Source organism: Streptomyces sp. NBC_00775 (genome assembly GCF_036347135.1).
Lineage (GTDB): Bacteria > Actinomycetota > Actinomycetes > Streptomycetales > Streptomycetaceae > Streptomyces > Streptomyces lutosisoli.
Genome location: NZ_CP108938.1, coordinates 5,603,408 through 5,615,538, shown reverse-complemented (window position 1 = coordinate 5,615,538; position 12,131 = coordinate 5,603,408). Strand labels below are relative to the sequence as shown.

Annotated in this window: 16 protein-coding genes and 1 tRNA gene; 14 read left to right on the top strand and 3 right to left on the bottom strand. The window is 69.3% G+C overall.

The window, feature by feature from the left end:
* The first annotated feature begins 228 nt into the window (after nt 1-228).
* Both OIC96_RS25030 and OIC96_RS25025 read left to right on the top strand, forming a co-directional pair.
* Entirely contained in the window at nt 229-807 is a 579-nt protein-coding gene (locus tag OIC96_RS25030; RefSeq protein ID WP_330305694.1) for an HdeD family acid-resistance protein, read from the top strand.
* A 588-nt stretch (nt 808-1,395) separates the two neighbouring features.
* A complete protein-coding gene (locus OIC96_RS25025; RefSeq protein ID WP_330305695.1) occupies nt 1,396-1,533 on the top strand; it encodes a hypothetical protein in 138 nt (45 codons plus the stop codon).
* Between the two features lie 64 nt (nt 1,534-1,597).
* Here OIC96_RS25025 and OIC96_RS25020 read toward each other — a convergent pair whose 3' ends face one another.
* The gene (locus OIC96_RS25020) at nt 1,598-3,301 is read right to left on the bottom strand and encodes a helicase HerA-like domain-containing protein (RefSeq protein ID WP_330305696.1); all 1,704 of its coding nucleotides are present in this window, start codon (nt 3,299-3,301) and stop codon (nt 1,598-1,600) included.
* 105 nt (nt 3,302-3,406) lie between these two features.
* Here OIC96_RS25020 and OIC96_RS25015 point away from each other — a divergent pair, with 105 nt between their 5' ends.
* Both OIC96_RS25015 and OIC96_RS25010 read left to right on the top strand, forming a co-directional pair.
* Nucleotides 3,407-3,703, top strand: coding sequence for a type II toxin-antitoxin system VapB family antitoxin (locus tag OIC96_RS25015; protein ID WP_003999914.1), 297 nt, complete (start codon nt 3,407-3,409; stop codon nt 3,701-3,703).
* A 114-nt stretch (nt 3,704-3,817) separates the two neighbouring features.
* A complete protein-coding gene (locus OIC96_RS25010; RefSeq protein WP_330310183.1) occupies nt 3,818-4,447 on the top strand; it encodes a LytR C-terminal domain-containing protein in 630 nt (209 codons plus the stop codon).
* Between the two features lie 133 nt (nt 4,448-4,580).
* Here the strand turns inward: OIC96_RS25010 and upp are convergent, their stop codons facing one another.
* A complete protein-coding gene (gene upp, locus OIC96_RS25005) occupies nt 4,581-5,216 on the bottom strand; it encodes a uracil phosphoribosyltransferase (protein WP_327429951.1) in 636 nt (211 codons plus the stop codon).
* A 148-nt stretch (nt 5,217-5,364) separates the two neighbouring features.
* Here upp and OIC96_RS25000 point away from each other — a divergent pair, with 148 nt between their 5' ends.
* From OIC96_RS25000 to OIC96_RS24960, 9 genes are all read left to right on the top strand, one after another.
* Nucleotides 5,365-5,547: a hypothetical protein gene (locus tag OIC96_RS25000; protein ID WP_327429952.1), complete on the top strand. Its 183-nt coding sequence runs from the start codon at nt 5,365-5,367 to the stop codon at nt 5,545-5,547.
* 262 nt (nt 5,548-5,809) lie between these two features.
* Nucleotides 5,810-6,352 carry a tRNA adenosine deaminase-associated protein gene (locus OIC96_RS24995; RefSeq protein ID WP_330305697.1) on the top strand — a complete coding sequence of 181 codons (543 nt, stop codon included), beginning with the start codon at nt 5,810-5,812 and terminating at the stop codon, nt 6,350-6,352.
* Nucleotides 6,353-6,421: 69 nt separating this feature from the next.
* Nucleotides 6,422-6,886 carry a tRNA adenosine(34) deaminase TadA gene (gene tadA / locus OIC96_RS24990; RefSeq protein WP_330310184.1) on the top strand — a complete coding sequence of 155 codons (465 nt, stop codon included), beginning with the start codon at nt 6,422-6,424 and terminating at the stop codon, nt 6,884-6,886.
* 10 nt (nt 6,887-6,896) lie between these two features.
* Nucleotides 6,897-6,981: transfer RNA gene (locus OIC96_RS24985), tRNA-Ser, on the top strand.
* A gap of 408 nt (nt 6,982-7,389) precedes the next feature.
* Nucleotides 7,390-7,569 (top strand): hypothetical protein, encoded by a 180-nt coding sequence (locus OIC96_RS24980; protein ID WP_330305698.1) that lies wholly within the window; start codon nt 7,390-7,392, stop codon nt 7,567-7,569.
* Nucleotides 7,570-7,600: 31 nt separating this feature from the next.
* Nucleotides 7,601-7,894: a Dabb family protein gene (locus OIC96_RS24975; RefSeq protein WP_330305699.1), complete on the top strand. Its 294-nt coding sequence runs from the start codon at nt 7,601-7,603 to the stop codon at nt 7,892-7,894.
* Nucleotides 7,895-8,092: 198 nt separating this feature from the next.
* Complete coding sequence (locus tag OIC96_RS24970; RefSeq protein ID WP_330310185.1) at nt 8,093-9,004, top strand: RNA polymerase sigma factor SigF; 912 nt, start codon at nt 8,093-8,095, stop codon at nt 9,002-9,004.
* Nucleotides 9,005-9,248: 244 nt separating this feature from the next.
* Nucleotides 9,249-10,172: an RNA polymerase sigma factor SigF gene (locus OIC96_RS24965; protein ID WP_330305700.1), complete on the top strand. Its 924-nt coding sequence runs from the start codon at nt 9,249-9,251 to the stop codon at nt 10,170-10,172.
* 98 nt (nt 10,173-10,270) lie between these two features.
* A complete protein-coding gene (locus tag OIC96_RS24960) occupies nt 10,271-11,065 on the top strand; it encodes a hypothetical protein (RefSeq protein ID WP_406501784.1) in 795 nt (264 codons plus the stop codon).
* A gap of 91 nt (nt 11,066-11,156) precedes the next feature.
* Here OIC96_RS24960 and OIC96_RS24955 read toward each other — a convergent pair whose 3' ends face one another.
* Entirely contained in the window at nt 11,157-11,354 is a 198-nt protein-coding gene (locus tag OIC96_RS24955) for a hypothetical protein (protein WP_330305702.1), read from the bottom strand.
* Between the two features lie 250 nt (nt 11,355-11,604).
* On the opposite strand from OIC96_RS24955, the gene OIC96_RS24950 reads away from it, so the two are divergent.
* Nucleotides 11,605-12,090, top strand: a complete 486-nt coding sequence (locus tag OIC96_RS24950) for a MarR family winged helix-turn-helix transcriptional regulator (protein WP_330305703.1) — start codon at nt 11,605-11,607, stop codon at nt 12,088-12,090.
* Nucleotides 12,091-12,131: the final 41 nt, after the last annotated feature.

The window sequence follows — 12,131 nt, the reverse complement described above, 5'->3', positions numbered from 1 at the left end:
CGCGCCGAAGGGGCCGTGCCGGTACGTCCAGCCCGTCGCATACGGGGTTATGGCCAAGTTCATGCTGTGGCAGCAAGCAGCAATGCCCACCGGCGACGGGCTGGACGTACCGGCACGGCCCCGACCCACCCACGCCACCGAACCCAACCGAACCGAACGCACCGCCATACGTCCACCACTCGGGTCATCCCGGTGGCGAGATCCCCGCAGCCGTTCACAGCATGGGTCATGAGCGAGCCCACAGACGAAGGCCCCCTGTACCTTCTCTCCCGCACCGCCTGGCAAGCCGTACTAGGCGCCGGAATCGCCGCGCTGGCGCTGGGCGTCATGGTGCTGGTCTGGCCGGAGGCCTCACTCCGCGTCGCCGGAGTGCTCTTCGGGCTCTACCTGATCGTCAGCGGCGTCCTGCAACTCGTCGCCGCCTTCGGCACCCACGCGGCGACCTCCCTCCGCGTCCTGGCCTTCATCAGCGGCGCCCTGTCCATCCTGCTGGGCCTCTTCTGCTTCCGCGGCGCAATGGAGTCGATCCTGCTCCTCGCCCTGTGGATCGGCATCGGCTGGCTGTTCCGCGGCATCACCCAGGCCATCGCCGCCGCGTCCGACCCGACCGTGCCGGCCCGCGGCTGGCAGGTGTTCCTCGGCATCGTCAGCTTCATCGCCGGCGTCGTGCTGATCGTGGCCCCGTTCAAGTCGGTCGCCGTCCTCACCCTCGTCACCGGCTGCTGGCTCATCGTGGTCGGCATCGTCGAGATCATCACGGCGTTCGGCATCCGCTCCGGCGCCCGGCGCATCCCCCGAACCGCCTGACCGCCTGACCGCACCTCCTGACCACTCCGCCAACAGGGCGGATCTCCCGGCCAACCCGATGAATCACCCACCTCCGGTGGGGACAGGACCTCTCATGAGCCCCACCCCGCACCCCCCGCACCCGCTGCGCCGGTGCGCGCGAGCGCGGGGAGGGGCTCCTTCACGTTCAGGGACGTCACGTTCAGGCACATCACGTTCAGGCACCTGGCTGCGGATCCTCATCCTGCTGGTCACCGCGGTACTCGCCACAGGCCCGCACCTCGAAGCGCTCGCCGCGTCCACCCCCACGCCCGCCCCCACGGCCGGCACCGCATCAGGATCAGGCACCGCCGAACACGACGTACTCGACACGGCCCTGCGCCCACCCACCCGCCAGGACCACCACCCCCTCACCCCCCTGCGCCCCGACACGCGCCCCCCGGAGCAACAGCACGGCCCCCTCCCCGTGCGGGCCCCCGCGTCCCCCTCGCACTCCTCCGCCCCGCACACCCTCCGCTGCGTGGTCCTGCGCTGCTGACGGACCCGGCTTCCGCCCCGGCAAGTCCCTCACCAGCGAACACAGCGAACACAAGGACACAAGGACACCCCATGCCCAGCGACCCCTACGCGGTCCTGCGCGCCCTGCTGCGCGCAGAGGCCGTACGCAACGCACCGAAGCCGGCTCCCCGCCCCAAGCCGAACGGCCCCCACCACAAGAACCCCCAGACGGAACACAGCCACAACTGACAACAACAACAACAACAAGGGCGACCGCCCCTCCCCCGCACCCCCGGGACGGGGCGGTCGCCCCCTACCGCCGACGCCGAGCCGTCCCGAACAACGACCGAGTGATCTCACGGCCGATCTGCGTACCGACCGACCGGGCCAGGGACTTGAAAAGCCCACTACCGACCACCTGCTCGACAACCGAGGCCTCCTCCTTGGCCGGCCGCCCCTTCGCCGGTGCCCCCTTGGCCCGCGCGGACCCAGGAGCAGACGCAGACCCAGGAGCGGACGCAGACCCCGCCGCCACCTCCTGCCCCGCCTCCACCTCACGGGCAGCGGTCAGCTTCTCGTAAGCCGACTCGCGGTCCACAGCCTGTGCATACCGCCCGTAGAGCGGCGACGCCGTGACCGCCCGGTCCAGGACCGCCGCGTCGACCGGGCCCATCAGCGACCCGGGCGCACGCAGCCGGGTCGCGGCGACGGGGGTCGGGGCGCCCTTCTCGCTCAGGACCGTGACCACGGCCTCCCCCGTGCCGAGTCCCGTGAGGAGTTCCTCCAGGTCGTACGCCGAGTTCGGGAAGGTCTTCACCGTCGCCCTCAAAGCCTTCTGATCGTCAGGGGTGAAGGCCCGCAGCGCGTGCTGGACGCGGTTGCCGAGCTGGCCGAGGACATCGGCGGGTACGTCCTTCGGAGTCTGCGTCACGAAGAAGACGCCAACTCCCTTCGAGCGAATGAGCCGGACGGTCTGGGTGATCGAGTTCAGGAAGGCCTTCGAGGCGTCGTTGAACAGCAGGTGCGCCTCGTCGAAGAAGAACACGAGTTTCGGCTTGTCGGCGTCGCCGACTTCCGGAAGATCGTGGAACAGGTCGGCGAGCAGCCACATCAGGAAGGTGGAGAAGAGCTGCGGCTTGTCCTGGACTTCCGGGAGTTCGAGCACCGACACCACCCCCCGCCCGTCCGACCCAGGCCCGTCCGACCCCCGCCCGTCCGACACCGTCCGCAACAGCTCGCTCGTGTCGAACTCCGGCTCCCCGAAGAAGGGGCTCATGCCCTGCGCCTCGAAGGCGGTGAGGGAACGGAGGATGACGCCCGCCGTGGCCGTGGACAGCCCGCCGATCCCCTTCAGCTCCTGCTTGCCCTCGTCCGAGGTCAGGAACGTGACGACCGCGCGCAGGTCCTTGAGGTCGACCAGCTCCAGGCCCTTCTGGTCGGCGTAGTGGAAGATCAGGCCGAGCGACTGCTCCTGGGTCTGGTTGAGCTGGAGCACCTTGGACAGCAGCACCGGGCCGAAGCTGGTGATCGTGGCACGTACGGGGATGCCATGGCCCATGCCGCCGAGCGCGTAGAACTCGGCCGGGTATCCGGTCGGCGTCCACTCCTGGTGGACGTCCCGGGCGCGCTCCTGGACCTTGTCGCCCGCCACGCCCGGCGCCGAAATGCCCGACACATCGCCCTTGATGTCCGCGAGGAACACCGGCACGCCCTGGGCCGACAGCTGCTCGGCGATCAGCTGGAGCGTCTTGGTCTTGCCGGTGCCGGTGGCGCCGGCGACCAGACCGTGCCGGTTGAGCATCGGCAACGGGATGCGGATCTGTACGTCGGGCAGGCACTGCCCGTCCCAGAGCAGGGCGCCCAGATCGAGGGCGGGGCCGGAGAAGGCGTACCCGGAAGCGATTTCCAGGGCTTCCCGCGGCAGCGCGGCGGAGCTCCCTCCCGCGGCGGGGGCGTTTCCGGTCGTCCCGGGAGCGGTGCCAGGGCCAGCCGACGGCATGGTCTCGCTGTCACGCATATCAGGCCCCTGTTCCCGATTTGAACGGATTTACGGCGTCTTTTCCAGCGTCGCACTCCGTCGCCATGGCTGCGCCCGGAAGCTCTTGACCGGTAGGCTTTCCGTGTGATCTTCAAGCGCATCGGAAACGGACGGCCGTACCCCGACCACGGCCGGGAAAGCACCCGGCAGTGGGCGGACGTCGCGCCGCGCCCGGTCCGCCTCGATCAACTCGTGACGACCAAGGGCCAGCTGGACCTGGAGACCCTCCTCGCCGAGGACTCCACCTTCTACGGCGACCTGTTCGCGCACGTGGTGAAGTGGCAGGGCGACCTATACCTGGAAGACGGCCTGCACCGTGCCGTCCGCGCCGCGCTGCAACAGCGCCAGGTGCTCCACGCACGCGTCCTTGAACTGGACTAATGGCCACGGCTTGACCCCAATGGGTTGAACTGACCGCCGGGCAATGATCATCTAGTAGTTATCGCCGCCGCGGCGCACTACGCTGCGCCCATGAGCATGCTCACTCCCCCTGGCATGGGCGGCCAGTACCGGATCACGGGGGACAAGTACCCGCGGATGCGCCGGCCCCGAGGGCGCCGCAGGCTCGTGTTCCTGGTCGTCGCCTCCGTCACCGCACTCGGGCTGATCGGGTGGGGGACCCTGCAGCTCATCGACGTCTTCACGGGCGGCGGCGACAAGGCGACGGCGGCGGGCCCCAAGGCGGACTGCGCGACGAAGGTCAGCGCGTCGGCCACACCGGCCGCCGCCACCGCCAAGACGCTGCCCAAGCCCGGCCAGATCACCGTGAACGTCCTGAACGCCACGCCCCGCAGCGGGCTGGCCAAGGAAACCGCGGACGAGCTGGAGAAGCGCGGCTTCAAGATCGGCGACGTGGGCAACGCGACGGACGCGTACGACAAGAAGGTCGAGGGCGCCGGGATACTCCTCGGCGCGAAGTCGGCCTACTCGGCCGCGCTGCCCGTCCTCAACACCCAGCTCCCCGGCGCCGAGTTGAAGACCGACGGCCGCGACAAGGCCACCGAGGTCGACCTCATCATCGGCACCGGCTTCAAGTCGCTGACGAAGAAGGACGACGCCGACAAGGCCCTGGCCGTCCTGGCCAAGCCCGCACCGGCGCCCTCCACCTCCTCGAAGAGCTGCTGAGAGCCGCGTACGGCCGGGAAAGGCGTACGGGACGGCAGTCCCGCAGAACCAAGAAGGCCGTACGGAGCCGAAAGCCCCGTACGGCCGAAATCCTTTGGGGAACCCGGGAGTCACTCCACCGGGAACCCGCGAGTCACTCCGCCGCGCCGTACATCCGGTCTCCCGCGTCGCCCAGCCCCGGCACGATGTAACCGTGCTCGTTGAGCCGCTCGTCGACCGAGGCCGTGACGACGGTGACCGGCGTGCCCGCCAGTTCGCGCTCCATGACCTCAACGCCCTCGGGGGCGGCGAGGAGGACCACGGCGGTGACGTCGTCGGCGCCGCGCTTGATCAGCTCCTGGATCGCCGCGACGAGCGTGCCGCCGGTGGCCAGCATCGGGTCCAGGACGTACACCTGGCGCCCGGAGAGGTCGTCCGGCATGCGGGTGGCGTACGTGGAGGCCTGGAGCGTCTCCTCGTCGCGCACCATGCCCAGGAAGCCCACCTCGGCGGTCGGCAGCAGCCGCACCATGCCGTCGAGCATGCCGAGGCCCGCGCGCAGGATCGGCACGACGAGGGGGCGCGGGTAGGAGAGCTTGACGCCCGTCGTGGAGGCGACCGGGGTCACGATGTCGACCTGCTCCGTGCGTACGTCCCTGGTGGCCTCGTAGGCGAGCAGGGTGACCAGCTCGTCGGCGAGCCGCCGGAAGGTCGCGGAGTCGGTGCGCTGGTCGCGCAGGGTGGTGAGCTTATGGGCGACCAGGGGGTGGTCGACGACGTGGAGACGCATGTCCACAACAGTAGCCGGGCTGCGGGCGCCCGCCACTGCCTCGCCTTGCCGGGCCCGGCAAGGTCCGGCCCGCGATGTCACCCGACCGCTGGCATCAAACCGCCCATCAGAGGGAAAGTGGGAGGGACGGACCTGGGGTGGTGTGTCTATGCGGAACCCGGAAGAGGAGTCCCCCGAGCAGGTGGAGACCGACGCCGAGCGCAGGCGGCGGCGCGCCCAGTTCCTGCGGGAACTGACCGAGGCGCGCGAGCTGCGCGACCGGGTCCAGCCCCGCCGCGCCAAGGCCGCACGACTGCGCCACGCCATGCGTATGCGCACCTTCCGCTGGTAGCCGCCCGCCGTGAGCCCATGCCCCCGCCCGGGCCGCACGAGCCCGTGTCTGGGCCGGGAGGTGCTTACGTGACGCCGACAGCCGCGTACGATCCGCTGTTAGCGATCAAAAGAGGCAGACACAGCAGGCCGAAGACGTCCCCTGAACGCTCTGTTTCTGCCACGATTCCGAGTGGGTGGGGCTCAGAGCAGCACGCCCCGCCCATCGACCTCCGCCGGGGGGACCCCCAACCGGCACGCCTACGACCAGTGGGAGAGTCACGGTGTACTTCGCCGCACTGCTCGCGCGCACCGAAGACGGGTGGGAAGCGAGCGACACAGAGCTCGACGATGTGGAGAGCCTGTCGGATCTGACCGACCTGGCCCGTGAAGCCTCGGAGGCGGACACGGTCCTCGTACTCATCGAGCAGGAGGACGCGTGGTTCGGCGTCGTCCGCGTGGACGGCGAGGAGGACCCTCGCATCTACGTCTCGGACGCCGCCGCCGCTTCCCGCAGCTCGTACGGCGAGATCCTGCTCACGGACGAACTACTAGGACGGGATCCGGGCGACGACGACGCCGACCTGGACTCCCTCGACCTGGACGGCACGGAGGACGGTGAACCCGACCACGAAAACGACTCCGACGACGACGAGGACGAGAGCGTGTCCGCCGACGCCGTCTCGCACAGCCCCGTCGGGGACCTTGCCATCCTCGCGGACCTCGGAGTGAGCGAGAAGGAACTGCTCACCCTGGACGAAGGCGACGCGCTCAGCACGATCGCCGACGCCCTGGGTGCGGCGGAGGTCCTGGAGACCGTCCGCTAGGTTCCCCGCGTGAGCACCGCCGAGGAAACTCCACAGCCCGATCCGGTACGCGACCGCTGGCGGGCCGCCATGCGGCTCGCCCTGGACGAGGCCCACCGGGCCGTCCGGGGCGGGGATGTTCCCGTCGGCGCTGTCGTGCTGTCCCCGGACGGTACGACGGTGCTCGCGGCCGGGCACAACGAACGCGAGGCCACCGGCGATCCGACGGCGCACGCCGAGGTCCTCGCGCTGCGCAGGGCCGCCGCGGAGCTCGGCGAGTGGCGGCTGTCCGGCTGCACGCTCGTCGTCACCCTGGAGCCCTGCGTGATGTGCGCGGGCGCGCTCGTGCAGTCCCGGGTGGACCGGGTCGTGTACGGGGCCCGGGACGAGAAGGCGGGCGCGGCCGGCTCCCTCTGGGACCTCGTACGCGACCGGCGGCTCAACCACCGGCCCGAGGTGATCGAGGGCGTCCTCGCCGACGAGTGCGCGCGCACGCTCACCGACTTCTTCCGGGACCGCCAAACGGATTTCAGACCACGGCCCACCTTGGGGTAAGGTCTCCCTCGGTAGCGTGTCCGAGCGGCCGAAGGAGCTCGCCTCGAAAGCGAGTGTGGCGCAAGTCACCGAGGGTTCAAATCCCTCCGCTACCGCTTGAGAAGGGCCCCGTCGAAAGACGGGGCCCTTCGTGCGTACACGGTCAAAAGAAGGAAAGAAGAAGAGGGAAGACGCAGGACTCAGAAGTGCGGAAGAAGGAAGAAGGACGGGGGAAGCGGCATCTGGGGGACAAGCCGCTTCCCCCGGTGGAGAGGGACCCGCAAGTCCGCGCCGCGTATCGGGGGAAGCTTGCGGCGGGGACCCCGCAGTGGGGTCCGTCCCGCCCCGCGGACTCCTGCCAGAACCGCCGGGCTCACCATCCATCCTGGGCCACCGCACCCCCGGAACGGCTCGGCAAAGGGCCTCGACCAGCGGGCCGTTGGTCCTTAAAAGCGGCGTGAAGGTTACACTCGCCGCCGGCAACAGGGGGCCCACCGGGCGCAGCAGTCACAGGGGAGGCCGCGATGGCGGTGAATTCGAAGAAGATCGCCGTCTATGTGCTCGTGGTCTTCGCGTTGTACGTGATCATCACAGATCCCGCCAAGGCCGCCGATTACGTCCAGATAGGGTTCGAGGGCATATCGAGTGCCGCTCAGGCCATCGGCGACTTCATGACATGGGTCGCCGACGGGGCCAAGAACTGAGAGGCGTCCCTCGCACCACCAAGGAGTGCCCGTGATCCGCCATCTGGTCCTCTTCAAGCTCAACGAGGGCGTCGAGCGCGACGACCCGCGCGCCGTCGAGGGCGTCGCCGCCTTCCGCGCGCTCGGCGACCGGATTCCCGAGCTGCGGTTCTGGGAATGCGACTGGAACATCACCGACCGGCCCATCGCGTACGACTTCGCGATCAACTCCGCCGTCGACGACGCCGACGCCCTGAAGCGGTACTTGGAGCACCCGGCGCACCAGGCGGCCGCCGTGCTGTGGCGGGAGTTCTCGACCTGGGTGATCGCCGACTATCCGTTCTGAGCCCTGCCGCCGGCCTTCCGAGCGCTGCCGCTCCGAAGCCCCTCGCCCGAACTGGCGGGGGGCTTTTCACGTCTTATGCCCCAACTCTCCCTCAACACGGCGTTATGCGGTGCTTGCACACAGTGCACATGTCTTGTGATGCTATGACCGCTTTTGAGGGATGAGTTGACGGTTGTGTTGACGAATGAAGAGGTGGCGTTGACCGTGTCGGCCAGTACTGCGCCGCCCCAGGAGGAAGCCCCGGCCCCGGCCCAGGCGCCGACCCCGGCACCACCCCAGGAAGCCACCCCGGAAGTCACGCAGGAAATCACCCAGGAGGTCGCGCAGGACCCCGCGCCGGAGCGGCGCCGCGGCGCCGACACCCGGGCCCTCACCCAGGTCCTCTTCGGCCAGCTCAAGACCCTGCAGCCGGGCACCGCGGAGCACAACCGCGTACGCGGGGCGCTCATCGAGGCCAACCTCCCGCTCGTCCGGTACGCGGCAGCGCGCTTCCGCAGCCGCAACGAGCCCATGGAGGACGTGGTCCAGGTCGGGACCATCGGGCTGATCAACGCCATCGACCGGTTCGACCCGGACCGGGGCGTGCAGTTCCCGACCTTCGCGATGCCGACCGTCGTCGGCGAGATCAAGCGGTACTTCCGCGACAACGTCCGCACCGTCCACGTACCGCGCCGGCTGCACGAGCTGTGGGTGCAGGTGAACAGCGCGACGGAGGACCTGACGACAGCCTTCGGGCGCTCACCCTCGACCGCCGAGATCGCCGAACGGCTGCGCATCACCGAGGAGGAGGTGCTGTCCTGCATCGAGGCGGGCCGCTCGTACCACGCGACCTCCCTCGAAGCGGCCCAGGAGGGCGACGGGCTGCCGGGACTGCTCGACCGGCTCGGCTACGAGGACCCGGCACTCGACGGGGTCGAACACCGCGACCTCGTACGGCATCTGCTCGTACAGCTGCCCGAGCGCGAGCAACGGATCCTTCTTCTGCGCTACTACAGCAATCTGACGCAGTCACAGATCAGCGCCGAGCTGGGAGTCTCCCAGATGCATGTGTCAAGGCTGCTCGCCCGTAGTTTCGCGCGTCTTCGATCCGCAAACAGGATCGAGGCATAACCGGTAGGAGCGAATCGCTCGATGGCTCCTTTTCCGACAGTTCAGCGCTGAAAGACCGTCAGACCCCCTCTTTCCAGGGCCTATTCACCCCTTCCATGTCGACATGTCACTACAGCGTGTTGCCGACATGTGACATTCTTCCGGAAGCGCGTTTGCCGCGGCCCCGCCTCCGGTATTCAGGTGGAGGCTGCGTTCCTCCGACGGGAGCGACTGCCGCGACCGTCCGCGACCCAAAGGGGGTGGCATGTCCGCAGACCAGGGCAGCTCGAAGGTGCTCACGCTCACGAAGAGCGAAGCAGCGCCCGAGACGCACGACGCGCTTCACGATGTCCCGGCCCTTCCGGCCCCCGACGCCGCTCCGGCCGCCCCGGCCCCCGAAGCCGTCAAGGCCCCCGAGTCCTCGGGCGCCATCGACACCCGCACCCTGTCCCGCTCCCTGTTCCTGCGGCTCGCCGCACTCGGCGAGAACAGCCCTGAGCGCGCCTATGTCCGGGACACGCTCATCGAGCTCAACCTCCCGCTCGTCCGGTACGCGGCAGCGCGCTTCCGCTCCCGCAACGAGCCGATGGAGGACATCGTCCAGGTCGGCACCATCGGCCTGATCAAGGCGATCGACCGCTTCGACTGCGAACGCGGTGTGGAGTTCCCGACCTTCGCGATGCCGACGGTCGTCGGCGAGATCAAGCGGTTCTTCCGCGACACGTCGTGGTCCGTCCGCGTCCCGCGCCGCCTCCAGGAGCTGCGCCTGGCCCTCACCAAGGCCAGCGACGAGCTCTCGCAGAAGCTCGACCGGTCTCCGACGGTCACCGAACTCGCCGCGGTCCTGGGCGTGTCCGAGGAGGACGTCGTCGACGGCCTCGCCGTGGGCAACGCGTACACCGCCTCGTCCCTCGACTCCCCCGCCCCCGAGGACGACGGCGGCGAGGGCTCCCTCGCGGACCGCCTCGGCTACGAGGACACGGCCCTGGAGGGCGTCGAGTACCGCGAGTCCCTCAAGCCGCTGCTCGCCAAGCTCCCGCCCCGCGAGCGCCGGATCATCATGCTCCGCTTCTTCGCGAACATGACCCAGTCGCAGATCGGCGAGGAGGTCGGCATCTCGCAGATGCACGTCTCCCGACTGCTGACCCGGACCCTGGCGCAGCTGCGGGAAGGGCTCATCTCCGACTGAGGCTCGGACTGGGGCTCCGGCTTGGGGCTCCGACCGAGGTTCGCCTCAGGAGCCTCCCGAGGGTTCATAATTGACGGATCGTCAGCCACACTGGCGCGATGCGTCGAGAGTCGATACGTGGTCGCCGAGGTGCCCTTGTGGGTGCCTCGGCGACTGTGGTCTGCCTGGGTACGGTGCTGGCCGCCTGCGGAAGCGGTGGCGGCGGGGACGGATACGTCGCCGTCGGAGCCGCCGGGGGTTCACCCCGGGCGTCGGGCGCGGTGGTCGCCCCCACGGGGGATGTGTCACTGATGCCACTGAAGGGCGGCACGGCGGCCGGCTCCAAGGGGGCGGGAACTTCCGGGAGTTCGGGCTCCGGGGAATCGACCTCGACATCGAGCTCGACCTCGGCTTCGAACTCCGGCTCCGGTGAGACGACTTCGGGATCCGGCACCAGCGATCAGGGCGGCGGCGGAACAGCCGACGGCAGCGGCGGTACGTCGACACCCTCGTCCGGGAGCGGCAACTCAGGTGGCGCGAGCGGAGGTTCGGGAAGCACGTCCGCGTCGCCGGCCCCGACGGCCCCCGGGTCCACGGCGAGCGCCGGGCCCGCCGTGCTCAGCGTGGGCGATCCCTCGCGCGAGGCCACCGATCAGCGGTGGTGCGAGAAGGTGACCGTCTCGTTCCGCAACACCGGCGGCACGGCGGTGCGTTCGGGCACGGTGACCTTCGGGACGCACATCATCGGGGCGCTCGGGATCGACTGGGCGACGATCGAGTCCATCGAGGACCTTCCCGCACCGATCGCCGCCGGCGCGAAGAAGGACAAGACCTGGACGGTGTGCGTCGACGCGTGGCGCGTGCCGCTGGGCATGCACATCGAGACGCGGGACGTGTCCGTCCGGTGGAAGTAGGGCTCGGCCCCCGCCGGAAGCAGGGCTCGGGCCCCACCCGGGGGCCGTTCACCCGTCTCGCGTTACTCGCCCCTGTTCACGTCCTTGAGTGTTACTTGAGCGCGAGCCAGGCCACGGCCGCCACGACCACGACGGCGAGGACCACGCCGACGATGAGGCCGACGCGGGGGCCCGCCGGAGCGACGGCCTGCTGCTGACGGCTCTGGGGGGCCTCGTCGACGAAGGCACGGAACATCTGGGTGCTGCCCGCGGGGTCGTAGTTGCCCTCGGGGCCCTGGGTGTTTGCCATGGGTCAGGACACTAGCGAATTCATGAGGGCTGCCCAAGTGCGGGGCCCTCCTGGTTCTCCGGAGCCACGGTCCCGCCCTCCCCGCTCACTCCCAGGGCATTCCCAGCCAAGTCATCCCCTCTCACCTGCAAGTTTACGTTCGCCAATACTTGCCTTTGCCAAGTTTTTAGGCCAGACGTAAAGGATTTCGTTTGCCTGTGGCAACCAACTTGATTTATGGTTGCCCCAAGCAACGAATACGGGAGGTGCGATGGCCGAGCAGACGCAGTACGAGGAGTTGGCCCGTCAGCTCAGTGCCATCGGTGCCGTGAAGAGGGACATGGGGCGGATCCTGCCGCCCGACTGCCCCGGGGGCTCCGCCGCCGTGCTGACGCTGCTCGGCCGGTACGGCGAGATGCGGATGAGCCGGCTCGCGGAGCTGCTCTCCGTGGACATGTCGGTGACCAGCCGCCATGTCGCGCACGTCGCGGACCGGGGCTGGATCGAACGGTCCCCCGACCCGGCCGACAAGCGCTCACGCATCCTCCACCTCACCCCCGCGGGTCAGGAGCAGCTCGACGAGCTCTCCCGGCGCACCACGCGGCTCCTCGCCGACCGGCTGAGCGACTGGTCCGACCACGAGGTCGGGCTGCTCATCGCGCTCATGGGCCGGCTGCGCGAGAGCTTCGGCGACTGCCGCTCCACCACACAGCGGCCGCTCCACCCGCACCCGTATGCGACAGCGCAACAGAACTGACCACCCGTACACCCGCGTAAGTACGTAAGAAAAGGAAGCCC

Coding starts and splice junctions, on each gene's coding strand:
- OIC96_RS25030 (WP_330305694.1), top strand. CDS start 229: ATGAGCGAGCCCACAGACGAAGGCCCCCTGTACCTTCTCTCCCGCACC.
- OIC96_RS24980 (WP_330305698.1), top strand. CDS start 7,390: ATGGCGGTGAATTCGAAGAAGATCGCCGTCTATGTGCTCGTGGTCTTC.
- OIC96_RS24950 (WP_330305703.1), top strand. CDS start 11,605: ATGGCCGAGCAGACGCAGTACGAGGAGTTGGCCCGTCAGCTCAGTGCC.
- tadA (WP_330310184.1), top strand. CDS start 6,422: ATGCGGCTCGCCCTGGACGAGGCCCACCGGGCCGTCCGGGGCGGGGAT.
- OIC96_RS24960 (WP_406501784.1), top strand. CDS start 10,271: ATGCGTCGAGAGTCGATACGTGGTCGCCGAGGTGCCCTTGTGGGTGCC.
- OIC96_RS25000 (WP_327429952.1), top strand. CDS start 5,365: ATGCGGAACCCGGAAGAGGAGTCCCCCGAGCAGGTGGAGACCGACGCC.
- OIC96_RS24955 (WP_330305702.1), bottom strand. CDS start 11,354: ATGGCAAACACCCAGGGCCCCGAGGGCAACTACGACCCCGCGGGCAGC.
- OIC96_RS25025 (WP_330305695.1), top strand. CDS start 1,396: ATGCCCAGCGACCCCTACGCGGTCCTGCGCGCCCTGCTGCGCGCAGAG.
- OIC96_RS25010 (WP_330310183.1), top strand. CDS start 3,818: ATGGGCGGCCAGTACCGGATCACGGGGGACAAGTACCCGCGGATGCGC.
- OIC96_RS25020 (WP_330305696.1), bottom strand. CDS start 3,301: ATGCGTGACAGCGAGACCATGCCGTCGGCTGGCCCTGGCACCGCTCCC.
- OIC96_RS24965 (WP_330305700.1), top strand. CDS start 9,249: ATGTCCGCAGACCAGGGCAGCTCGAAGGTGCTCACGCTCACGAAGAGC.
- upp (WP_327429951.1), bottom strand. CDS start 5,216: ATGCGTCTCCACGTCGTCGACCACCCCCTGGTCGCCCATAAGCTCACC.